Origin of the sequence: Lactiplantibacillus sp. 7.2.4 (assembly GCF_018991185.1) — a bacterium.
In the GTDB taxonomy this organism is placed as follows: Bacteria; Bacillota; Bacilli; order Lactobacillales; family Lactobacillaceae; genus Lactiplantibacillus; species Lactiplantibacillus pentosus.
Genome location: NZ_JAGYGS010000021.1, coordinates 1 through 24,418 on the forward strand (window position 1 = coordinate 1; position 24,418 = coordinate 24,418).

General features: G+C 47.6%; 19 protein-coding genes. 12 read left to right on the top strand and 7 right to left on the bottom strand.

Annotated features, from left to right (window positions below; all coding sequences use genetic code 11):
* Positions 1-921 precede the first annotated feature (921 nt).
* A complete protein-coding gene (locus KGF70_RS08415) occupies positions 922-1,323 on the bottom strand; it encodes a hypothetical protein (protein WP_050337885.1) in 402 nt (133 codons plus the stop codon).
* A 230-nt stretch (positions 1,324-1,553) separates the two neighbouring features.
* A complete protein-coding gene (ndk, locus tag KGF70_RS08420) occupies positions 1,554-2,018 on the bottom strand; it encodes a nucleoside-diphosphate kinase (RefSeq protein ID WP_003637477.1) in 465 nt (154 codons plus the stop codon).
* Between the two features lie 220 nt (positions 2,019-2,238).
* Between ndk and KGF70_RS08425 the strand changes: the two genes are divergently transcribed.
* From KGF70_RS08425 to KGF70_RS08445, 5 genes are all read left to right on the top strand, one after another.
* A complete protein-coding gene (locus KGF70_RS08425; RefSeq protein WP_003637478.1) occupies positions 2,239-3,585 on the top strand; it encodes a DUF2252 domain-containing protein in 1,347 nt (448 codons plus the stop codon).
* A 215-nt stretch (positions 3,586-3,800) separates the two neighbouring features.
* A complete protein-coding gene (locus KGF70_RS08430; RefSeq protein WP_050337883.1) occupies positions 3,801-4,349 on the top strand; it encodes an NADPH-dependent FMN reductase in 549 nt (182 codons plus the stop codon).
* Positions 4,350-4,831: 482 nt separating this feature from the next.
* Positions 4,832-6,109, top strand: coding sequence for a PTS sugar transporter subunit IIC (locus KGF70_RS08435; protein WP_050337882.1), 1,278 nt, complete (start codon positions 4,832-4,834; stop codon positions 6,107-6,109).
* Positions 6,110-6,116: 7 nt separating this feature from the next.
* A complete protein-coding gene (locus KGF70_RS08440) occupies positions 6,117-6,380 on the top strand; it encodes a hypothetical protein (protein WP_152704834.1) in 264 nt (87 codons plus the stop codon).
* On the top strand, positions 6,377-7,468 hold the full coding sequence (locus KGF70_RS08445; protein ID WP_216768405.1) for a DUF871 domain-containing protein: 1,092 nt from the start codon (positions 6,377-6,379) through the stop codon (positions 7,466-7,468). The genes KGF70_RS08440 and KGF70_RS08445 overlap by 4 nt, the downstream gene beginning before the upstream one ends.
* 347 nt (positions 7,469-7,815) lie before the next feature.
* Here the strand turns inward: KGF70_RS08445 and epsC are convergent, their stop codons facing one another.
* The 4 genes from epsC to map all read right to left on the bottom strand — a co-directional run bounded on the left by epsC (position 7,816) and on the right by map (position 12,619).
* A complete protein-coding gene (gene epsC / locus KGF70_RS08450; protein WP_101872690.1) occupies positions 7,816-8,349 on the bottom strand; it encodes a serine O-acetyltransferase EpsC in 534 nt (177 codons plus the stop codon).
* Positions 8,350-8,353: 4 nt separating this feature from the next.
* Entirely contained in the window at positions 8,354-9,499 is a 1,146-nt protein-coding gene (locus tag KGF70_RS08455) for a PLP-dependent aspartate aminotransferase family protein (RefSeq protein WP_216768404.1), read from the bottom strand.
* Positions 9,500-9,510: 11 nt separating this feature from the next.
* Complete coding sequence (locus KGF70_RS08460; RefSeq protein WP_216768403.1) at positions 9,511-10,422, bottom strand: PLP-dependent cysteine synthase family protein; 912 nt, start codon at positions 10,420-10,422, stop codon at positions 9,511-9,513.
* 1,405 nt (positions 10,423-11,827) lie between these two features.
* Positions 11,828-12,619, bottom strand: coding sequence for a type I methionyl aminopeptidase (map, locus tag KGF70_RS08465; RefSeq protein ID WP_003637486.1), 792 nt, complete (start codon positions 12,617-12,619; stop codon positions 11,828-11,830).
* A gap of 361 nt (positions 12,620-12,980) precedes the next feature.
* Here map and pnuC point away from each other — a divergent pair, with 361 nt between their 5' ends.
* From pnuC to KGF70_RS08495, 6 genes are all read left to right on the top strand, one after another.
* On the top strand, positions 12,981-13,769 hold the full coding sequence (pnuC, locus tag KGF70_RS08470) for a nicotinamide riboside transporter PnuC (protein WP_050337875.1): 789 nt from the start codon (positions 12,981-12,983) through the stop codon (positions 13,767-13,769).
* A gap of 394 nt (positions 13,770-14,163) precedes the next feature.
* Positions 14,164-15,672 (top strand): DUF6056 family protein, encoded by a 1,509-nt coding sequence (locus KGF70_RS08475; RefSeq protein WP_216779189.1) that lies wholly within the window; start codon positions 14,164-14,166, stop codon positions 15,670-15,672.
* Between the two features lie 268 nt (positions 15,673-15,940).
* Positions 15,941-16,660: a trehalose operon repressor gene (treR, locus tag KGF70_RS08480; RefSeq protein ID WP_216768401.1), complete on the top strand. Its 720-nt coding sequence runs from the start codon at positions 15,941-15,943 to the stop codon at positions 16,658-16,660.
* 22 nt (positions 16,661-16,682) lie between these two features.
* Positions 16,683-18,326 (top strand): alpha,alpha-phosphotrehalase, encoded by a 1,644-nt coding sequence (gene treC, locus KGF70_RS08485; RefSeq protein WP_216768400.1) that lies wholly within the window; start codon positions 16,683-16,685, stop codon positions 18,324-18,326.
* 16 nt (positions 18,327-18,342) lie between these two features.
* Positions 18,343-20,340, top strand: a complete 1,998-nt coding sequence (locus KGF70_RS08490) for a PTS glucose transporter subunit IIABC (protein ID WP_216768399.1) — start codon at positions 18,343-18,345, stop codon at positions 20,338-20,340.
* A gap of 408 nt (positions 20,341-20,748) precedes the next feature.
* The gene (locus tag KGF70_RS08495; RefSeq protein ID WP_216786433.1) at positions 20,749-22,839 is read left to right on the top strand and encodes a PTS glucose transporter subunit IIABC; all 2,091 of its coding nucleotides are present in this window, start codon (positions 20,749-20,751) and stop codon (positions 22,837-22,839) included.
* Positions 22,840-22,896: 57 nt separating this feature from the next.
* On the opposite strand, the gene KGF70_RS08500 is transcribed toward KGF70_RS08495, so the two are convergent.
* Positions 22,897-23,679 carry a hypothetical protein gene (locus KGF70_RS08500; RefSeq protein ID WP_216768396.1) on the bottom strand — a complete coding sequence of 261 codons (783 nt, stop codon included), beginning with the start codon at positions 23,677-23,679 and terminating at the stop codon, positions 22,897-22,899.
* Between the two features lie 318 nt (positions 23,680-23,997).
* Here KGF70_RS08500 and tagD point away from each other — a divergent pair, with 318 nt between their 5' ends.
* Positions 23,998-24,402 carry a glycerol-3-phosphate cytidylyltransferase gene (gene tagD / locus KGF70_RS08505; RefSeq protein WP_105961291.1) on the top strand — a complete coding sequence of 135 codons (405 nt, stop codon included), beginning with the start codon at positions 23,998-24,000 and terminating at the stop codon, positions 24,400-24,402.
* Positions 24,403-24,418 lie beyond the last annotated feature (16 nt).

Genomic DNA, 24,418 nt, shown 5'->3' on the forward strand with positions numbered 1-24,418 from the left:
AAAACGCCTTCCAGCCGGAGATGGTATTCGAAAGGCGGACATGTGCGGACCCAACCTTTGAGGAGCTGGTCGTTGACACTTAAGTAAACAGCTATTTGACATCTAACTGTAAAACTTGTCCCACTAGTTGCATGTTGGCAGACTTGTGTTGGTGAAACAGCAGCGTTGCCGAAACGTTATATGGATTTTGTCTAATCACCTAAAATAGCAAAGGCTGCACGTTAAACGAAAGGCAATTCTATTGACTGGGTTCAAGATTAGTTGCTATTGAAGTTGATGAATAATCTTCCTAGCATTTAAATACCATAAATTATTATCGATACTGATTAGGCCTTTGCCTGAAAGATCAGTCTTTCAAAATTCAATGTCCAATTGTACCCAGATAGGTGGCCGTTCATCCGCCATTCGAACGGCTTCCCGACTGGAGGGGCTGGCTGACAATGCTCAAGGGCGAAGTTCTTCTTGTCCGGGTGGGGTTCCCGGGCTAGAAGAAGACTCGTATTTGAAATTACGCAGCGAACTTCTGCGTGAGTTCAAATCGATGTCCGCCCTGTTCCAGCGTTGTCAGCCGGCCCCGGAAGGCGGAATAAGGAGAGCACCGGCTGACGAATAACAATCCAAACTGGCATGCCTCAATCGTCTTTAGTGTCAAGTAGACAGTCCGCCTCTCAAATATTAATATTCCACGTCCGATGTGGTATTGCCGAAACGTGTTCGGTCAGACTGGGACTTCCGGTTAGCTACGCCAGAACGCCAAGCAGAAAGTCACCGCTTAACGTTCTAGCTAGGCTAATCCTCAATCCCAACCCGTCTGAACCTCGCACTCTGAAAGTGCTACACACAAAAATAGGGACAAGCCATGCCGGACTCAGAAAGATCTGAGCGGCGGTTGCTTGTCCCTAATTGATGAGGTGGTGCTGATTAATAGTGGTCATACAATTGCTCAATCAAGTCATCGCTATTAGTGATGAGTTGCCGGTTCAATGAAATAAGGTAATCCGTCCGCAGCGGGTGTGCCATGTTGTGGAAGGTGTCTTCGATGATGCAGCCAGTCAAGGTAAAGGTATTCTGCCGGCCCTGGACAATAATTGTGAAGCTCCGATGATTGCTAGTCACGATGACATTTAAGCCCATCAAATGGGTCAGATTCAATCCGAGTGTCGCAGTGGAATCAGTCAGGCCCGGTGTACCGGTTCGTTTGATGAGTGCCAGACATTCGTCGATGCGCCGTAGTGAGTTGAACATCGAAAACTTACTCGTATTGATAGTGGCTGTCTTGGTGGCACGTGGCCGCCTTACGTATGGTCCAACGACTAAATTCATAATGATTCCCCCAAACCAATTAGTTGATTGGTTTAATCATAACCAGTACGAACAATTAGTGCGAAGATTTCGACGGATTGGGGCGGTTAGTTGGGTTACTTTACCGGTTAGCTTCGGAAGCTTTACTAACGTAGCGGCAGTTGGTCGCCATCAGCAAACAGAAAACCCGCGTCCGAGTGGTGCTGGACGCGGGTTTTGATCTTATCAGTCTAACTTGATTGGTGCGTGAGTTAAGCCTTCACTTTGGCTTCAGCTTTACGCGCCTTAACCGCCAGTTCAGGGAACCAAATGGCGATTTCGTGATGGGCGTTTTCACGACTATCTGAGGTATGAATGATGTTTCTCAAGATACCATCTGGATATTCATGAGCGTAGTCACCCCGAATGGTGCCGGGTTGCGCTTCAGCTGGCCGGGTGCTCCCAGCAAGCCGGTGGACAGCTTTAACGACGCCGGAGCCACTCACAATAATGGCTACCATTGGGCCTTCCATCATATAGGTCTCGATTTCCTTAAAGTATGGTTTGCCGACTTTTTCGCTGTAATGTTGTTGGAGCTGTTCAGCAGTCGCTTTAATCACCTTCAAGGCGGCAATTTGATAACCTTTACGTTCTAACCGAGTGATGACCTCACCGATGTGTCCTTCACTGACACCATCGGGTTTAACTAGGACTAGTGTTTTTTCAGAATTTGCCATAATACGTGACCTCCTCGCTTTTTGAAAGCGGTATCATTTATACTTTAAATTGTAGGTGACTTTAGGGAACACGTCAACTAGAATCATCGTTTTATCATGAAAATCGCTTGTAAATTAAGATAAGCTGTTTAATAATTAGGACGCGACCACCGCAATAATAACATATTGCGACGGCGAATGACGACTTACAATTAAAACAATTTTAAAAGGATTTGATACCATGCCACCACTTGATTTAACACATATTCGGCAACATCACACGGTCGCCGAATTGATTGCGCTTGGGAAGGCCCGGCGCCAAGTCACGTCATTTGAACAATTAGGTGTTTTCACCCCAGTAAAACGGAACGCCGGTGACTACCTCCGCCACGTGCGTGAGATGCTAGTTCCTGAACTGCTGCCATTACGGCGTGAACGCATGTCAGCGTCGGCCTTTGCCTTTTTTCGGGGGTCCGTGGAATTAATGGATTATGACTTGGACTACCAGGCGTCGACCGAGATTCCGGCCGTCGTTTGTGGCGATGCCCATCTCGGTAATTTTGGCTTCTATGCCTCACCGGAACGCCGCTTGGTCTTTGACCTGAATGACTTCGATGAAGCTGGCGTCCATCCCTGGGAATGGGATTTACGGCGCTTACTCGTGAGCATTTTTCTTGCGGCTCGCGATTCCAATTTTAAACCCAAAAAAGTTGAAAAGCTGGTTCAAGCCGCAAGTGCGAGTTACCGAGACGCACTTCAACGGATGTTTGACCAGACGACGCTCGACCGCTTTTATCGCGACAATGAAGTGCAAGCCGTCCTGAATTTTGGTGGGGCACCAGAAGATACCGCTGACTTGATTGCGGGGCTGGTCAAAAAGGCTCAAAAACGGAATTCTGAGCAAGTCGTTCGGAAGTTTACCGTGACCAATAGCCGCGGTGAACGCCAATTTAAGGAGAATGCGCCGCGCTCGGTCCACGTTGATCGTCAGACGACCCATGATTTGAAAGTGGGGATTCAGGATTATTTATTGAATGTGCGAACGGATGTCGCCTTGTTGCTCTCACAATACGAAGTGACGGACATTATTCGGCATAGTGTCGGGGTCGGTAGCTTCGGTTCCTTATGCTACTTAGTCTTATTGACGAGTACGGACGGTAGCCATCTGGTCCTTCAAATCAAGGAAGCGCTGCCCACGCGGCAAGTCGGTAGTCGGTCACGGCCAGCATTGACGGCGGCGATGGAATTGACGGAAGGACAACGGATCGTGAGCTCCCAGCGGATTTTGCAAGCGACGTCGGATGCGTTCTTAGGTTATTTCCAAGTGGGAGACAAGAGCTTCTATGTGCGTCAGTTCCGGGACATGAAGGAGTCGATCGACATTCCAACGTTGGATTGGGGCCAATTCCAGGCCTATGCCAACACTTGTGCCATGATTCTGGCGAAAGCCCATGCCCAAAGCCCGACGGCAGCCATGATTCGCGGCTACGTTGGTCACTCGACGAAATTTGATGAAGCCATGGCGAAATGGGCGGCCGCGTACGTGACGCAGGTCGATAATGACTATCAAGATTTCTTAGAAGGATAACGCCAGACATGTTGATTAGTGCGACTCACCGGGTCAGACCGTTGTGAGTCGCTTTTTTTAATGCTGATAAACATTGATATATCAACATTTATGACGAATGATGGGTCTGACTGTTAAAATTAATGGGTGAAAAAGGTTGCACTTTTGAATCAACTTGATATACTTACTATTAGTAAGTGAAATGAAAAAATTAATTTTGAAAGGATTGTTTGATAATGACTAAATATGGTGTAATCGTAGGTTCTATTCGTAAAAATTCTTATTCTAAAGGGGTTGCGGATGCAATCGTTGCTGGCTTACCAGCTGATGCAGAAGTAACTTATCTCAACATCGCTAAGTTACCACTGTACAACCAAGACTACGATGCAGATTCACCTGCAGAATACACGGAATTCCGTGAAGCCGTGGCTGCTCAAGACGCCTTCATCTTTGTCACACCAGAACACAACCGTAGCATCCCCGCAGCATTGAAGAATGCGTTGGATGTTGCGTCACGTCCATGGGGTCAAAGTGTTTGGGGTGGCAAGCCAGCCTTGGTTGCTTCACAATCAATCTCCGGCATCTCCGGCGTTTTGGCACACCATGTTTTGCGTCAATCCTTAGTCTTCTTAGACATGCCAACGATGCAACAACCAGAATTATACATTGGTAACACCGACAAGTTGGCGGATGAAAACGGCCAAATCACGAATGAAGGCACTCAAAAGTTCTTAGCTGGTGCCGGGAAGCAATTTAGCGAATTTGCTGCTAAGTTCGTGGACTAGTTAAAGCCGGATTTAACATTAAAAGACGGTCACTGCTAATTGCAGAAAATGACTAATATTAGGCTCCCGATAATCGATCACTGATTATCGGGAGCTTTTTTGGGGCGTCATCAATGATGGCAGAAGCGACTGATTGCCGGATCTTTGGCCGATTTAGCGACCCATCAGACTGGTGTACAATTTAGGCTTCACTATCTTTTACGCGGTAACGGTCACATGATATGATGTGTGACAAAAGGAGGTCCTGTAAATTCTGCAATGTCGTGGTCGCAACGTTGCCGGGGCGGATGCCAGACAATCCATAAGAAAGTGATATGGTGGCGGATTGAAGGGGGTCAATCCGTGTCACGGTGAGGACCGTTGTAGTGGTTTCGTCAATCAACTTGATGGGTATAAATGATTGAAAGAAAGGATGCAATCTTTCTTGACGCAAAATAGCGTGACACATTTTGCGTTCACCATAGTTGGCTAATAGGAACGATATGGATAACTTTATCAATTTACTGAATGCCAAAGTCCTGCCAGTGGCGAATAAGGTGGGGACTCAGCGCCATATGACAGCGATTCGGAAAGGAATTATTTCCACGCTACCGCTAACGATCGTCGGGTCGTTCTTCACCATTTTAAACAACATGCCGATTGAAGCAGTGGCTAATTTTTTAGCACCCTATGCAGAAATTCTCGACGTGCCATTTCGCTATACGGTCGGGATTTTAGCACTATACGCAACGTTTGGGATTGCGTCGTCACTAGCTGAAAGTTATCAGTTAGATAAGTTAACTAACGGAATTCTGGCGATTCTCGCCTTCCTCGTGTCGACAGCGGTTCCGGTGCACGTGACCAAAAATGTGAGTGATGTCATCAATACTGGTCGCTATATCAATATTGCGAACCTGAGCGCGTCGTCCCTCTTTGGGTCAATTATTACCGGCCTATTGACCGTCGAAATCTTTCGCTATTTGAAAAACCGCAATATTACGATCAAAATGCCAGAAGGTGTTCCGCCAGAAGTTTCGAATTCGTTCGTCGCGTTGGTGCCCGCTGCGGTGATTTTGATACTGTTTTGGGTCATTCGCTATGTCTTTGATTTCAATATTTCTTCATTCTTAAGTTCACTATTGATGCCTTTAAAAGGGGTCTTAGTCGGTAATAGCTTATTTGGTGGCTTACTGACGATTTTCCTGATTACCGGTTTTTGGACCCTTGGGATTCACGGGGCGGCAATCATGGACCCGGTCATTCGGCCGTTTTGGGAAATGTCGATTGCCCAAAATATGAGTGAATTTACGAGCGGGACGAGTGCGCACAACTTATCCACGATTTTTACTGAGCAATTTTTACAGTGGTTTATTTGGATTGGTGGTGCCGGGGGAACTTTGGCCTTGGTGGTGTTGTTCATCTTCTCCAAATCGACCTATCTGCGCGACTTGGGCAAACTATCCCTGTTGCCCGGTCTGTTCAATATTAACGAACCGATTGTGTTTGGGGCGCCAATCGTGATGAACCCGATCTTAGGGATTCCTTTTATTGTTGGTCCACTCATCACGGGTACGTTGAGCTACGTCCTAACCATTACCGGCGTGGTGCCGATGATGATGGCGCGGCTGCCATTTACCGTTCCGGGACCGCTTGGTGCGTTTGTCAGTACTAACTGGAGCGTGCCGGCGCTGATTTTATCCTGTGTCAATTTTGTGATTGACCTGATCATCTACTATCCATTCTTCAAAGTGTTTGAAAAACAGCAATTGAGCAAAGAATAGGGGGTTCATGCACGTGTTGGGATTATTGATGTTAGCTGTGCCACTGATTGTTAGCGAATGGCTGGTCAATCGGGGGTTGATTCCAGGTTACTTGCGACACCGGCACATTGTCTGGCGGGCATTAGCGAGTCTACTGGTCGTGATTGGCCTAGTCGCTTGGTGGCACCTACCAGTGATGATAACGGTCGTCACGACGATTTACTTGGCTACTGTGATTGCGAATCGCTACTTGCAAGCCTTTGAGGCACTAGAACGGGGGAAACGTGAATGACGAAACGGACTTTAGGAATTTCGCTATATCCAGACCACAGTGATTTTGAGCAGGATTGCGCTTACTTAGACATTGCCGCACAGGCTGGTTTTACACGTTTGTTCGTCAGTATGCTGGAAGTACAGGACGGTAAAGCGCGCGTTACGGAGAAATATCAACGGCTGATTCAGCACGCGCACCAGCTCGGCTTCAAGACGACGCTCGATGTCGCGCCCAATATCTTTGACCAGCTAGGCGTATCGTATCAGGATTTGAGTTATTTTGCGTCACTGGGAGCGGACGCGCTGCGACTAGATGCGGGCTTTGATGGGCATGAAGAAGCCTGGATGTCTTACAACCCACCAGGACTCGATTTGGAGCTGAACATGAGTAACGACGTCGAGTACTTACCTAATATTTTGACGTACGGTGCGAATCAGCCGTTTCTTTATGGTTGCCATAACTTTTATCCGCAGCGCGGAACTGGTCTGCCCCTTGATTTCTTCATTGCGTGTTCTCAGCGGTTCAAACGTGCGGGCATTGAGACAGCAGCCTTCGTTACGGCACCGGGAGCGACCATCGGACCGTGGGACATCAATGACGGTTTACCGACCTTAGAAATGCATCGTGATTGGCCACTCGCAGTTCAGGTCCAGCATCTATTTTCGACCGGACTGATCGACAGTGCCATTATTGGGAACGCCTACGCTTCACAGACGGACTTGCAACAGTTGGGACGACTGAACCGCTACCACTTGACGTTTACGGTGACACCTACCGCGGCGAGCCATCCGGTGGAACGGCAGATTTTACTGGATAACTTGCATGAACGGCGCGGGGATATTAATGACCTAACCATTCGGTCGACAGCGGTCCGCAAACGGTATCATGACGCCAATCCAGTCAATGAGGACCGGCACACGTTTCAACGCGGTGATGTCGTCATCGGAAACGACCAATTTGGCAAGTATCAAAATGAACTTCAAATCGTGTTACAACCCCATCAAGATCAGCGCAAGAACTTAGTCGCAACGATTGCACCAGACCAACTCGTTCTGTTAGACGCTGTTGGCCCTTGGTCGAAATTTGCGTTTGTCGCTACTGACTAGGGAAGTTGCTGATTCAGATAACTGCGGCTGATTTGATTCGCTGCGCTACGAGACCATAGCGGTTTGCTGGATGCCAGATTCAGGTCGGCACGGGTATTGCGGGTCTGTTGAGCCTTGTCAGCTGCACGGTTAGCGTCACGGACCAGTGACTGACAGGTTAACCTCAGATTGGGCTGTCGGACGGATCTGTACTGAGACTCAGGTGAGTAGTTTTGTATCGTGAAGATTGTACGCAAAAAGGCGATTCAGGATAGGCTGAATCGCCTTTTCGTCAGTTCTAATTCGTCAGTTCTAATTCGTCAGTTCTAATTCGTCAGTTCTAATTCGTCAGTCCCTAAAATTAGCTGTCACTGGACGGCCTGATGATAAGCGTGGAGTTGTGCATTGATGATTCTAGCGGGATTACCGACTGCGGTGGCGTAAGCTGGGACGTTGGTCAAGACGATGGCGCCAGCACCGACCTTACTGTGGGCGCCAATCGAGATTGGACCTAAGATTTGAGCGTTGGCACCGATGAAGGCACCGGCCCCAATATGCGGATGACGCTGCCCAGTTTGCCCAGCTTGGCGTGCCCCGAGCGTCACGCCGTGCAGTAGGGTGACATCGTCTTCGATGACGGCTGTTGCCCCGATGACGGTGCCGATGCCGTGATCAATGAAGACGCGCTGGCCAATCTGAGCAGCCGGATGAATCAAAATACCCGTCCGATGCGCCGCGTGTTGGCTAATGAGAGCAGCCAGTAACGACCAATGGTGCCGCTCGCAGTAGTGGGCTAGGCGATGCCAAGCGAGCGCGTGTAAGCCGGGATAGGTGAGTAGGACCGTGCGGAGATTAGTGGCCGCGGGGTCGCGTTTTAGAATTGCACGTGCTGTCTGCCACATCGCATTACCCCGCTTCGACGCTGGCAAATCCACGGTCTAAATCAGCTAATAAATCATCGATGGCTTCGACGCCCACGGACAACCGAATGAGTTCGTCTTGAATGCCATTTTGTAGCCGAATTGGACGTGGAATTGCGCCGTGAGTCATGAGGGCCGGAATCTCAATCAAACTTTCAAGGACGCCAAGACTTTCAGCTAAGGTGATCACTTGCAGATGCTCCACGAATGTCTGAGGGTTCATCCCGGGCTGGAGTTCAAATGAAATCATGGCGCCAAACCCATTCATTTGTTTCTTCGCGATTTCATAATCTGGATTGTCTGGGTCGCCTGGGTAGTAAATCTTCGCCACGGCGGGATTTGCTTTGAGTGCCGCGAAGATTTTTTCGGCGTTGGCCAGGTGTGCCTGCATGCGTAAGGCCAAGGTCTTCATCCCGCGTTGGAGTAACCAACTTTCTTGGGGCGCGAGGATACTGCCGATGGCGTTTTGGAGGTAGCCGATCTTATCACCCAATGCCGCGTCCTTTGTGACTACCAGTCCGCCGATGACATCGCTATGGCCGCCAAGATATTTGGATGCGCTGTGCAAGACGATGTCGACGCCTAAATCAAGGGGCTTTTGCACGTATGGCGAAGCAAAGGTGTTGTCGATGATGCTGAGTAACCCGTGCTGGTGCGCAAGCGTCGCGATGGCGGCAATGTCCGTGATGTGTAGCAGCGGATTAGTCGGTGTTTCTAAATAAATCGCTTTGGTATCCGGGGTGATCGCAGCTGATACTGCGGCTAAATCGCGGGTGTCGACGGCGGTAAATGTCATGCCGAAGTGCTTTAAGACGGCATCAATCAGCCGGAAAGTCCCACCGTAGACATCATTGCCCACAATAATGTGGTCGCCAGCGGAAAACAGGGAGAAGACCGTGTTGATGGCCGCTGAACCGGATGCAAACGCGAAGCCGGCAGTGCCGTGTTCCAGGGTCGCAATCAGTGCTTCGACGGCTGCTCGGGTCGGATTACCCGTCCGGGAGTATTCGTATTGATTTTGACCAATCTTAGTTTGACGGAAGGTCGACGCCATGTAGATTGGCACGGAGGTCGCGCCGGTCGTTGCGTCTTCACTGATACCACCATGGATTAATTGCGTTTCAAATTTCATTTTAAAAGGCCTCATTTCGAATAAATTTTTTGACTGAGATAGCGTTCGCTGCTGTCTGGGAAAATAGTGACGATATGGCTGTTGTGTGGCAAAGTTTCAGCTAATTTCAGGCTCGCAACCAGCGCCGCACCACTCGAGCTACCGACGAATAAGCCGTGTTTGCGGGCTAACTGGCGAACGGCCGCAAAGGCATCGTCGTCCGCGATGGTCAACGTCTGGTCGATTCGGACTTGCTCGAAGAATGGCGGGATGAATTCGACGCCGATTCCTTCAGTCCGGTGAGCATGCGCGGGGCCACCATTTAGGATCGAGCCCTCTGGTTCAACAACCACGGCCTGAGTCGCAGCGTCGTGTGCCTGAAGATAGGCCGCGACGCCAGCGAACGTGCCACCACTACCGGCACCAGCGACAAAGGCAGTGACCGAGTGCGGCATATCAGCGAGAATCTCCGGCGCCAGACTGTGGTAGTAGGCCGCGGGATTAGCAGGATTCTTGAATTGCATCGGGACGTAACTATTTGGAATGCTGACAGCCAGTTCAGTTGCTTTCTTGATGGCACCTTGAATCCCTTGTTCACTAGGTGTGTGTACGATTTCAGCGCCGAGTGCTTGCATCAAAACCTGTTTTTCCATACTGAATTTTTCCGGAACGACTAGAATTGTTTTGAGCTGGTGATGTTGAGCAGCTAGAGCTAACCCAATTCCGGTATTGCCAGCTGTGGGCTCAATGATGGTGGTCGTGGCGTTGATTTTGCCACTTTGCAAGCCATCTTGAATCAAGTAATCGCCCAGCCGATCTTTGATGCTGCCGCCCGGGTTGAACATCTCGAGTTTGGCATAAATATGGCTGTCGTTAGGAACGGCGATGGGTAGTTCGATTAATGGGGTGTGACCGATTAGTTCTTGGATATGGTGTACGAGCATGAAAATTCCTCCCAGTAGGTTTGTTGGCGGGGGTGCCAAAAACGACAAAAAGGGCGCGAGAATTCGAATGAATTCGTCGCGCCCAGTTCAATATCCAGCCGTGCTGGACATTGATTTTTAGGATGACACTCCTCAAAAAGTCAATGCTTAACAGGCCGAACATCGCAATAAGCGCGCGGTTCGGCAACAACAGTTATTCAAAGCATTGCTAGTTAATTGAGTCATGTCTGATCCTCCTCTGGTTTGGTTGGTGATAACTATACAAGTTGAATTTGTGGCTGTCAAGTTTAAGTTGAGCCTGGTTGACGTAATGTTTAATCGCGTTATCAGCGATAATCCTTGCCACAACTCGCTTGAAAAGTGGTCAGCAATTGAAAATAATTTAACGCATTGTGCCGGTTATTTTGAGCACTAAAGATGATTAAGTCATGTTATTTTCTAAGTTCAAGAGCTGCCAGCTAAGGACCGCTGGAAACGGTGCGAGCTAGCGTAAACTTTCTGTGATAGCTGCGTCTTATTCCGGCTTCCAGGCATTTCTGACAACGCTGGAACGCGATGGACACAGATTTAAGCCGAAACTCGCGTCTTAAATACTGGTCTTCCACTAACCAAGCCAAAGACGCTTGCTAAGTGGAATTTCATCGCTGAGCATTGTCAGAAACGCCTTCCAGCCTGGGATGGTATTCGAAAGGCAGACATGTGCGGACTCAACTTTTTGTTGGATTAGTTGCTGGTTCCTAATGACAGCTAAACTTCCATACTCGTGTTTTAACTTTTTTAAATCGCGGATTCGCTTAACTTGTCAGAATTTTCCCAAGTCGTTCGAGATAACAAAGCCTTGAATTCTAAGCGACGGCAATTTCATCGATTCATTTCAAGACTAATTGCCATTGAATTCGTGGTGTTGAGATGAGCAAATAGCATTCAGAAATCTTTTCAGTAAATAAATACGATAAGTCATTATCGATACCAACTAAAAGTTTGCCCGAAGGACCAGTCACCTAATATTCAGTGGTCAATTATACCCAGATAGGTGGCCGTTCATCTGCCATTCGAGCGGCTTCCCGACTGGAGGGGCTGGCTGACAATGCTCAGTAACCAAATTATTCTTAGCTGGAAGTGGGTTGCTTCCGGCTTAGAATAAGACTCGTATTTGAAATTGCGCAGTGGGTTTCTGCGTGAGTTCAAATCGATGTCGGCTTACGTTCCAGCAATTGTCAGCCGGCCCCGGAAGTCGGAATGGGACGCGCATCGGCTGACGAACAGTAAGCCAAACGATTGGCATGATTTAATCATGATTCATGCCAAATTACTTAGGACAATGCGTAAATCTAGACAAAAACCGCCTGAACAAGTTCAAGGTCGGCTTGTTCAAGCGGTTGGTTACTATCTAATAAAGTGATGATTATTTATGCCATAAATACTTAGCGTCGAAGTCGTTATCGAATGAAGATAAGATCTTAGGACCGTCATCCGTGACAACCAAGGTGTGTTCGTATTGGCAACTCAAGCTGCCGTCTAACGTCCGAACGGTCCAGCCATCATCAGCAGTTTCGCCGGAGCGCCAGTCGCCAATGTTGACCATGGGTTCGATCGTTATGGTCATGCCGGCTTTCAAGCGGGTACCGTGACCTGCTTCGCCATAGTGAGGAACGTCGGGCTTTTCGTGCATCGTCGGTCCAATGCCGTGGCCGATGTATTCGCGAACGACACCGTAACCCATTTCGTTTTCAGCGTAGTTTTGAATTGCCCAACCAATATCACCGATACGGTTGCCAACAACGGCTTGGTCGATGCCCAGGTATAGCGCTTTGTGGGTCACTTCCATTAATTTCTTAACTTCTGGTGCAGGAGTCCCGGCAACGAAGGCGTGGCAAGAGTCACTGAGGTAACCGTGGTAGTTAATGACCGTATCGACCTTTAATAAGTCACCGTCCTTAACTAAGATGTCCTTACTTGGGCAGCCATGGCAAATCATGTCGTTGACGCTGACACAAGTTGAGTATTTGTAGCCTTCAAAGTTAAGTTCACCAGGGGTCGCATCGTGCGCGGTGATGTATTCGTAAGCAAAGTGATCGACATCCCAAGTCGTGATACCTGGTTTGATGTAATCTTCAAGGGCGTGGAACAAGCCCACCATAATGTCACCGGCAGCTTGCATCCCTTGGATTTCACGATCTGATTTAAGCGTAATCATGAGGTTCCTCCAAAAAATTAATTATATTGTAAAGCTAAAAGATTGTTCTCCTCCAGTATACTGCAAGCGAGGTGGTCCGACAAAAGCCATTGTCTGCACTTGCTAATGATAGCGTTTCCAGTAACTTAACGCTAAAAAAAACGAAAAAAATCGCCACGCCAAAAAAGCCAAATTGGCGGGACGGAAGCGGATTGGTTGCGAACAATCTAATATAAAAATGGAATTTTTCTCTTTTCATCGGCTGAGATAATGATACAATATATTGTGTTGTTTCGAACGGAAACACTACATGTAGTAGTGTGACGTGACTGGTTGGCCAACTAGACACCTACAACCGCATATGATGAACGGAAAGAGGAGCATGATTTTGAGTAATTATTTTAAATTCTTATCACACCAACTGAAGGGTTGGCCACAACAGAACTACTACTTATTCTATTTTAGCTTAGGGTGTCAAGTGATGACTTTGGTCAGTGCCCCAATCACAGCATTGTCTATTCTAACATTTATTGGGACAACTTTGGGTGTTCTTTGCGTGTTAGCCATTAACGCCGCCAAATCAGTCAATGGATTATTGGGTGTTATTTCAGCAGCTTGTTTCATCGTGGTTGGTTTTTCAGCCAAAAACTACTTAAGTATCGGCGAACAATTAGCCTACGTTGTAACGCTCGATATCCCAGTGTTACTGAGTGCTAACTGGAACGTGAACATGGTGTCCAAGATTCGGAAATTCACCGGTAAGACTTGGGTCGTCGCAATTGTTGCAACCCTCGTCGTTTACGCCATCTCTGGTTACCTCATTGGTGCGTTGACTGATGATCCGCGGCCGTGGGTCGATGCCATTAGTTTCGCCATTTGTTTGACGGCAGGGGTCATCTGCTTCCTCCGTTACAACAACCAGTACTTCTGGTGGATTGCTTCTGGGCTAGCTCAGATGGTACTCTGGTTCATTTCGTTCCGTCAAGGTTCCGCAACGTTGGCGATGTTTATCAACAGCTCAATTTATTTGATCAACGATATCTTAGCCTTCACGGTCTCACCTTGGTACAACAAGCATGAACGGGCTCGTTTGATGGCCGAAGAACAAGCGGCTAGTGATGCTGCTAGTGTAGACGCCACTCATAATCAAGCATTCGAATTAAATCATTAATTAGGTAAGTATGAAGCATGACTGGCTAGGCCGGTCGTGCTTTTTTCGTCGCACAAAGTCGGATATTGTGGTAAGTCAAAGTACAAGGCGCACCGATGCCCGGATACTCGAAGAATTAAAACATTGCATAAGGTAGATGAGATGCATTTGGTGGTTAATTAAGTTAGTGTTCAGCGTTATTTATAATGGCTGATCTGGTATAGAAGACGCACACTTCATGAGGAAATCTTTTCTCAATTTGATTTAATCTATACTGTTTAACTATTCTTCTAATTGGATAAGTATTATGATGACTCGCTTTTAATTGAGATATCTATACTGTATTATTGATAATGATTGATAATGACACATTCTAACCTGTGCCGTAGCTAGGTTTAATGTAACAAGGGGGAACTTGAAAATTTTGGAACAAAAAAGGAAAAGTCAGATTAATACGACCCACATCATTTTATTTGGAATTGGTATTTTTTGGGCTATTTTAGGATTTGTGACACCACTGACTGGCGATGATTGGACATGGGGGTCACAAATTGGTCTCAATCGTTTAGCCAATGGATATGTCGGATATAATGGCCGAATATTGAGTAATACACTTGAAATTATAATTTCACGTAGCACTCTAATAAGAGTGATTTTATTTACAGTTATAAATACGCTACTGGTTTATTTTGTCGTAAACATTGCTGTTGGCAAAGACAAAGCTAAACCCTGGCATTATTTGCTAGCAACTGGATTATTTACGACAATTTCAACTTCAGTCTATGCTCAATCATTCGGATGGTTCGCCGGATTTATCAATTATATTTTGGGCGCACTTGTCATATTTGTTTATTGTCACTGGATTGCTACGTATCATCCGATTTCGTTAAAAGTTAAAGCAATTAATTACATTGGGATGTTCGTTCTAGGCGTAGCCTCTGCGTTAATTATTGAACATGTTACTTTTTATTTGTTATGTTTATCGCTAATGGCATTCTTATATTTGCGTAAATCACGCCGACAGCTTCGACTAAATGTTGCATATTTTAGTGGCATTGTTGTCGGTGGTTTAATCATGTTTTTGAATCCATCGTATGTTCGTGTTTTTACAGGCCATGATACGCTGCGACATACAGCACATAATGGATTGTTTTCTCAAGCCATTACGATGTACACGAACCAAATGGCCAAGTATGTTTTTCAACAAAACGGATTGCTGTTACTTGTATTGAGTATGGGAATAATCATTCTAATGTATCGAGACACACGTGGTAATCGTCTGCTCAAAGGTATCTTGAGTTCTTACTTGCTAGGGTACTCTGTGTTCGCCGCGTTCATTCGTAATCTTTTTCCGACTAACAATTTTAATATGACGGTTGTTAATGAATATTTAGCCGTTGGTAGTGTTTTCTATATTGCAGTGCTGGTGGTCACGATTTTTGCTTTTATCCAAGAAAAAGAATTGAAGTTACGATTATGTTTTTATATCGTTTCGGCATTATTATTGTCGGCACCATTTGTTGCAATTACACCATATGGTCCACGATGTGCATTTAATACCGTTGCGTTTATAATACTAGCAGCTATTGATGTCATTAATGTGGTTGTGTCAAATGATCAGTCGGAAATTTCGAATGTCTTTGAAATCTTTGGGGTAGTCTCGATGGCCTTTATGTTGGTAACTATGGGGATGAACGGCCATGTTAATCATGCTAGAGTAGCGGTGATAAAAACACAATTGGCTCGTCATGCGAAAGTCGTTTATGTGCGTAAATTACCTTTCGAACAATTCTTGTGGGATAGTTCGCCTGCTAGAACGCGTTTTCAATATTCAATGTATAAGCGTCGTATGCATATCCAAAAAAATCAAAAGCTTATTTATGTGCCATACTCACAATGGCAGTCAACAAAATGGGATAAGTGAATTATAACGTTAACTTTAAACAGTGAAAAAATCAGTAGTTATTAAACCCATGTTATAGCTACTGATTTTTATTTTGGATACATGATGCAGTACCTTGAAATTGAAAATTCGAGCATAAGCCTCATGTCTAGACGTCTGTAAAATTCCGATATAATTATATAACGTTGATGAACAGCTGATTTAAGGCCTAATAATTCAAATTGTTGACAACTTGTCTAAATAAGATTATATTCTTAAATGAAAGCGATAACAAAGCGAGGTGTTGGCCGTGAACAAAGCGGCGTTAGTGTATCAAGATCTGTTACAGAAAATTGACGCGGAAGTTTATCCGATTGGCAGTTATTTGCCTAGCGAACATCAATTGTGCGAATTATATGGCATCTCCCGTGAGACTGGTCGTAAAGCGTTAGCGACCTTGGCCGACGATGGCTATATCCAGAAGATTCGGGGGAAAGGGTCCATTGTGATTGAGCACCGCCAATATGAATTTCCGGTTTCGGGAATCGTCAGTTATAAGGAATTAGCCGCGAAGTTACACATTAAAACGGAGAATGTGGTTTACGATTATCAACCGGACGCCCTATTACCGGTAGCTGATTTTACGTCGTTAGGCACGGAATTGACCGAAGCACCCGTCACGGCGATCAAGCGCGTGCGGGTCATCAATGGGGAACCAGCCATTATTGATAAGGATTATATTTTGAAGTCAGTCGTTCCGGACGTTCCCAAACGGGCGGCTGAGGAGTCGTTGTACGCCTACTTTGAAGACCAATTGGGATTGACGATTGGGTATGCGACGAAGGAAATTACGATGGCCCCGGCTACTGAGGAAGACCGTGAGCACTTAGCGTTGAATAAGGGCGCCTATGTGGCAATCGTCAGCAGTGTGACGAGCTTAACGGATGCGCGGGCGTTCCAGTACACGGAATCCCGTCATCGGGCCGACCGGTTCAGTTTCCGGGATTTTGCTCGCCGGACCAAGAAATAACCTAGCATGAGAGGATTGCAGAATGAAATTATCAGAACAAGTGATTTACCAGATTTACCCGAAATCATTTTATGATAGCAACGGTGACGGGATCGGGGATTTACAGGGAGTTATTCAGAAGATTGACTATCTTAAGCAACTGAATGTCGACATGATTTGGTTCAATCCATTTTTTGTCTCACCCCAAAATGATAACGGTTACGACATCGCTGATTACTATCACATTGACCCGATGTTTGGGACGATGACTGATTTCGAAGAACTCGTCGCGAAGCTGAAAGCTAATGGTATCGGTGTCATGCTCGACATGGTGCTCAATCACACCTCCACTGCACATGAGTGGTTCCAAAAGGCCTTGGCAGGTGATGAACACTATCAAAAATTTTATTATTTACGGCCGCCGAAGCCGGATGGCCAACTCCCAACTAATTGGGAATCGAAGTTTGGTGGGCCGGCCTGGGCGCCCTTTGGAGATACTGGAAAATATTACTTGCACTTATATGATCCGACCCAGGCAGACCTGGATTGGCATAGCCCGGATGTCCGCCAAGCATGTGCCGATGTCGTCAACTTTTGGCGGCACAAGGGGGTTCAGGGTTTCCGCTTCGATGTCATCAACGTCACGGGTAAGGCCGAACAGTTAGTTGACGCTCCGAAAGGTGTTCCAAGTAAGACGTTGTATACTGATACGCCAATCGTTCATGACTATCTCAAGGAACTGAACGCGGCGAGCTTCGGTCAAGACCCAGATAGTGTGACGGTTGGTGAAATGTCGTCGACGACCGTTGAAAATAGCGTTGGCTATACCAATCCGGCCAATCATGAATTATCGATGGTCTTTAACTTTCACCATCTCAAGACGGATTATGTAGATGGCCGCAAATGGTCACGGATGGCCTTTGATTTTCCACGGTTGAAGCAATTATTAGATAGCTGGGCGAGTGGCATGGCCGCTGGTGGCGGTTGGCAAGCGCTCTTCTGGAACAATCATGACCAACCGCGGGCCCTGAACCGATTTGGAAATGTCGGCCAGTATCGTGAAAAATCAGCTGAAATGTTGGCGACCGTCATTCATTTACTGCGGGGGACGCCCTTCATCTACATGGGTGAAGAATTAGGGATGACCGACCCGGACTACGATAACATGGCGGATTACGTGGACGTTGAAGCGCTCAATGCGTATCGGGCCCTGATTCGAAGCGGATATAGTCACCACTATGCCTTTACGATTGTTAAGACGAAGGCGCGCGACAATTCACGGACACCGATGCAGTGGGATGACAGCGCCCAGGCTGGTTTTACGACTGGCCGGCCGTGGTTGGCCCCGACCAATCAGGCGACGATTAATGTCAACAACGAACTGGCGCACGGTGAAATCTTCAATTATTATCAACAGCTCATTAAATTACGCAAGACGATGCCAATTATTGCAGACGGCGGCTATCAATCTTGGCGGTTAGATGATCCACAAGTCTTTGGTTATTGGCGGACGTATCACCAACAGAAATTGCTCGTTTTGACGAATTTTTACGAGCAACCGACCACGGTCACGTTGCCGGATGAAATGGTGGGCGCACGCGTCTTATTGTCAAATTACGACGATGTCAAAATGACGTCGCAGTTGACGATGCAACCGTATCAAGCCGTTGCATTGTTGTTAGGTTAAGAATGGAGGAATGGGTATGGCAAAGGAACAAACAGTTAAAATATTAGCGCCAGTCAGTGGGGATGTCATGACGCTCGATACCGTCAAAGATCCGGTCTTTTCAGCAGGAATGATGGGCTTAGGATTTGGCGTGCAACCAACAAGTGGTCAAGTGGTGGCGCCAGTCAGTGGTAAGGTTACGATGGTCGCTGAGACGAAGCATGCGATTGGCTTTACGACCCCGGACGATCATCTGGAAGTATTGGTGCACTTGGGCATTGATACGGTCGATTTAAAGGGTGCGCCGTTTGACGTTCAGGTGGCCGTGGGTGATGACGTTCAAGCGGGTGATGTGATCGCGACGATGAATCTGGAGGCCATCGTCGCCGCTAACCGTCAGACGACGGTCATTCTGGCCGTTACAAATTCCAGTGACAAACTCGAATTATTGGACGTGACGACTGGACAAAAAACAGCCGGTGACGTGACGGCGACCGGGCGTTTGAACGCGAATACGTTTAATGCCAAACGTCAGAATCGGCTACCTAAGGCGGGCAAATATGACCAACTCGCGACGGACATCGTCGCCAATGTTGGAGGAGTCGACAATATCAATAGTTTGATTCACTGCATTACGCGGCTCCGTTTTTATCTGAAAGATGAGAGCAAAGCCAACGATGACGCGATTCGGAACTTAAAAGGCGTCATCGATGTCGCCAAGGCAGGCGGTCAGTATCAAGTCGTCATTGGTCCGGCGGTCACGGATGTTTACGATGCCGTTATCAAGCAAATTGGGCCGCACTTCTCCAACGATTCGGCAACTGCTCAGGCGGTGGCTGAAACGGCGGCCGCTGCTAATCGACCAACAACGACTTGGGGCAAGGTCAAATGGGGCTTTAGCAGCCTGATTGGCGTCATCACTGGTTCGATGATTCCGGTGATTGGACTGTTGGCTGCTTCTGGTATTTTAAAGGGAATCTTGGCGCTACTGACGACCTTCAAAGTTGTCAGCACGACCGCGCCAACTTATGTGATTATTAATGCGATGGGCGATTCCGTCTTCTACTTCCTGCCAATTTTTGTCGGCTTCACGGCTGGTAAAAAGTTGGGTGCCGACCCTGTTATCATGGGAATCATCGGTGGGGTGCTCACGTATCCTGCGATTGTGACCATGGCGAGCGGCAAAGCGACCGGGACGCTACTAGGAATGGGCATCAATGCTGACTTCTTCGGATTACCCGTTCACATTGCGTCGTACACGTATTCGATTTTCCCAATGATTGCGGGCGCTTGGTTAGCAAGCAAGCTCGAACCGTGGTTAAAACGGGTGATTCCAACGGTTTTACGGATGATTTTTGTGCCATTATTTGAAGTTGTGATTGTTTCTGGGGCCATTCTATTATTCCTCGGCCCGATCATTACGGTATTATCGACTGGTTTAGCCAACTTGATCGTCTGGATCTACAACTTGAGTCCCGCTATCTCTGGGCTCATTATCGGTGGTTTTTACCAAGTGTTGGTTATCTTTGGGTTGCACTGGGCCGTTATTCCAATCGTGGCGAACGATATTGCGACGACCGGCCACAGCTACTTGAATGCGATCGTTTCTGCGACGATGGTTGCCCAAGGTGGCGCGGTTCTAGCGATTGCATTGAAATCTAAACTAGCCAATATTCAAGAACTCGCCTGGCCCGCAACCATCTCAGCCTTTTGCGGTGTTACGGAACCCGCCATGTACGGGATTAACTTGAAATACGGTCGGGCCTTTATCACTGCCAGCATTGGTGCGGCAGTCGGTGGTTTCTTAACTGGCCTCCTGAACGTTAATATGTGGGGATTTACCGGTTCACTGATTGGGTTCACATCCTTCGTTAACCCCAAGGGCCTCGACTTCAGCTTATACGGCTTCTTGATTGCATCTGCAGCTACCATCGTCGTCTCATTTGCCTTGACTTGGATGTTCGGGTTCAAGGACGAAGACGTCAATGCTGTCAAAGTAGCGCCTAAGAAACGCCACTTGGGTGCAACTGCTTAAGTTAACTTGCCATGAAGCAGGGTTTAAACGTGCGGATTTTCAGGTCAAAAGCGGCCAGCGGAGGACCGCTGGAAAAATACGAGTCTGTGTAAATATGCAGCGATAGACAAGTTCTAATTTCATTTCTGGAGGTTGGATTGGGGCGTACATTCGCTGGCACACGGCAAAACAACTAACGGACACGTTTAAACAAGCATTTCTCACTCGAGAAATGCTTGTTTTTTTAGCGAGAATTAGCCCGCCGAGCCCCCGCTGATGATTAGTCGACCGTACGAATCGGTGACAATAGTGCCAAGTGGTTGTGAAGGGGCGAAACGTGATGATAGACTTTTAGTGAATAATGCGAGTGGTCAACCCAATAATGAGCAGTGAGGTCGGGACACAATCTTAAGAGGGGGGATAATCATCATGAAGAAGGCAGCAACAAGACGACTCTTGGCGCCGGTTGCGGGGCGGGTCCTAGCTTTGGCTGACGTGCAAGACCCGGTCTTTGCGACTGCGACGATGGGACCGGGATTTGCGATTCAACCAACTGACGGGCGCGTCGTTGCGCCAGTCAGCGGTCGGGTGACGGTCGTGGCTGCGACTAAGCATGCAGTTGGACTCGTGACGGCGAGCGGCTTAGAAGTGCTGGTGCATATGGGTATCGATACGGTCGAGTTGAATGGTGCGCCGTTTGTTTGTCATGTGCAGGTCGGCGATACGGTCCAAGCGGGTGAAGTGCTAGCCGAGATGGATCTGGCGGCGCTACAACGAGCGCAGAAGTTAGCGACGGTCATCGTCGTGGTGACGAACGGCCAAACCGTGTTGGATGACTTAATCGTCGCTGCGACGGACCAAATGGTGACTGCTAAAACTGCCGTGGCAACCGCGGTATTGGCCGTCACGACGGTACCAGGAACGCAAGCGGTGCCATCGACAACGGCAGCATCAGACGCGAAACTAGAATCTGAATCTGAATCTGAATTTGAATCTGAATCCGAATCTGGATTCAAATCCGAATCTGGATCCAAATCCAAAGCCAAATCTAAACCAAACTCAACGTCAAAATATGCGGTACTCGCCACGGCAATTGTGACGAACGTCGGCGGCCCGGGCAACATTATCAGCGTGATTCATTGTATTACGCGCTTGCGTTTTTACTTAAAAGACGAGCACCGTGCGCAGGATGCCGTGATTGCCAATCTCGATGGGGTGATTGACGTTGCCAAGGCGGGTGGTCAATACCAAGTGGTGATTGGACCCGCGGTTAATGAGGTCTACGATGCCGTGATGGCTCAGTTAGGGCCTGCATTTGCGGATGCGACGGCTGGCACACCAACCGCGACGGTGACCCAGGCAGCTGGTGCACCGACGGAAACCGACGTGCCAACCGGCTGGCTACCGCGACTGCGGCATGGCGTGAGTCAGGTGATTGGTGTGATGACTGCGGCCATGATTCTGGTGATTGGCATTCTGGCTGGGTCCGGGATTTTAAAGGGAATTTTGGCGGCCCTGACTGGGTTTCACGTGTTGACCGTGACGAGCGGGACTTATATGGTTCTGAACGCCGTCGCGGATGCGACCTTCTATTTTCTTCCAGTCGTGTTGGGCTTTACTGCCGCTAAGAAGTTGGGTTCTGACCCGATCGTACTAGCAATCGTGGGTGCGATTCTGATTTACCCAAGCTTAATGACCGCGGCAGGCCACGCCACGACGGCCCAAATCACGTTCTTCGGGGTTCCGACCCACCTGATGTCGTATGCGGCGTCGGTCTTTCCGATGATTGTCGCCGCGTGGCTCGGTGTATCTGTGGAACGTGGGCTTAAGCGCGTGATTCCCCTTTATCTGCGCAGTGTCTTTGTGCCCATTCTTGAAGCGTTGATCTTGTCAGTCATCGTTCTAGTGGTGATTGGTCCCCTGATTACGATGATTAGTAAGGGGCTCGCGAGTGGTATTTTAGCGATTTACAACTTTAGTCCGGCCTTGTCGGGGCTCGTTATTGGTGGCTTATATCAAACGATGGTTATCTTTGGCCTGCATTGGGGCATCATTCCCGTCGTCATCAACGATATTGCGACGAATGGGCACAGCTACCTGAATGCGATTCTATCGATCACGATGGTCGCTCAGGGTGGTGCGGTGCTGGCCGTGTTCTTGAAGTCGAAGAATAAGCCGCTCAAGGAAATCTCGTTAGCGGCAGCCATCTCCGCGTTTTGCGGGGTAACGGAGCCGGCACTTTACGGCGTTAATTTGAAGTATAAACGGGTGTTCGTGGTCGCCAGCACCGCCAGCGGCTTAGGTGGCCTGTTAACGGGATTGTTGCACGTCAATAATTACGCGTTATCGGGTTCCTTGATCGGTTTCCCAGCCTTCATTACACCGGGCGTGGGCATTGGCCCTAACTTCTATGGCTACTTGATCTCACACTATGGCACCCTCCTGATTGCGACGATCCTAGTTTATTTATTCGGCTTTTCTGACAAAATGTTACCGGCAACCTCGGCGACCGCAAAATAGCGTTTGACGGTTGAATCAACAAAAGACTCCTGCTCAAAAGTAGCGGGGGTCTTATTTTTAGGAACTGATTGCTTGTAGCCGGGCCTGTTGACGAATGGCTTCAACGTAGATGCGGACAAAGTCGGTGCCGTACAGCGTTGACAGCTGTTGCTCGAGATTGGGCGTCGGTGGCAAGACTTTGAGTAGTGGCCGAATCCATTGATTGGTCGGCAATAGCCGTAACAAATGGTGACTGGTGAACTGTGAAAATAACAGGTTGCGACCGAAGTATTGGCTGAGCCGGTTCTGAAATGCTGGTTGCTTAACAGGCACCAGCTGAAGACTGCTATTATTCATATTGCCTAACAGTAATTTGGCTTGACCAAAATCATCGCGTAAGTCGAGGTGCTGGTTCTTATAGGCCTTGGCAATTTCCGGCGCCAGCTGAATCAGCCAGATTAATTGATATTGCTCGAGGTGTAGAATCAGTCGGAGCGTGATGATATCAGTGGTCGTGAACTGATAACTGTAGCGCTGCAACGTTTCCGGCGTCAATTGGCGATGCAAGGTCTGCTGGACCGCGGTAAAATTACCGGCTTCCCAACTAATTACAAGCTGGTCATGATTCGTTAACCAGAGCAAGTGGTCGGCGATACGTAATGTCAAAAAACGCGGCGTCGCGTGATTCGGTTGCGTCAACATAAGTAGCCAATATGAGCTGGCACTAGACCGCGCAAAATTACGTGCTAAGACGTGTGCGTTTGTGGGTAATGCGAGTTGAACGGCTAACTGTAGTCGACGACGGTCAGCGGCGGTGTTAACAAACTGATGTGGATCATGTGTGATACGACGTTTTGCCATGGACATTCCTCCCATTGATACACTGCCTTAATTATAGGCCAAAATAGGGGGAGTGGCGCAATGAATCCTTAAGTTGCGGGGATAATTTGAGTGCCGCTAACTTATTGGTCATGATTTTAGAAATTTCTTAATCTGATTGATTCTAAGTTGATATAATGGGATAACGATGGAGGTTGGATGAAATTAGTCTTTCAATAATTGTCTAATTCATAAGTTGACACCAACAAAATTTGTATAATATTCGGTATGATTGGTATTGCATGATATAATTGTTTTGTTAATGCCTATACTGATATCGATTTTAGGAGGAGTTTTATTATGAAGCGTGTTATCACATACGGAACATTTGATTTATTACACTATGGTCACATTGAATTGCTGAAGCGGGCAAAATCATTGGGGGACTATTTGATTGTTGCGTTGTCAACGGATGAATTCAACTGGGAAAGCAAACAGAAAAAAGCTTACTTCTCATATGAAAAGCGGAAGGCCTTGCTTGAAGCCATTCGTTACGTCGATTTAGTTATTCCAGAAAAGTCATGGGATCAAAAAGTCAGCGATGTGAAATTATACCAGATTGACCGCTTTGTAATGGGGGATGACTGGACAGGTAAGTTTGACTTTGTCGGTGAACAAACGGATGCTGAAGTCATCTACCTACCACGGACGCCAGAAATCTCAACGACTAAGATTAAAAAGGATTTGAACTTCAAAAAGGATTAGGCTTGAACGGAGAAGT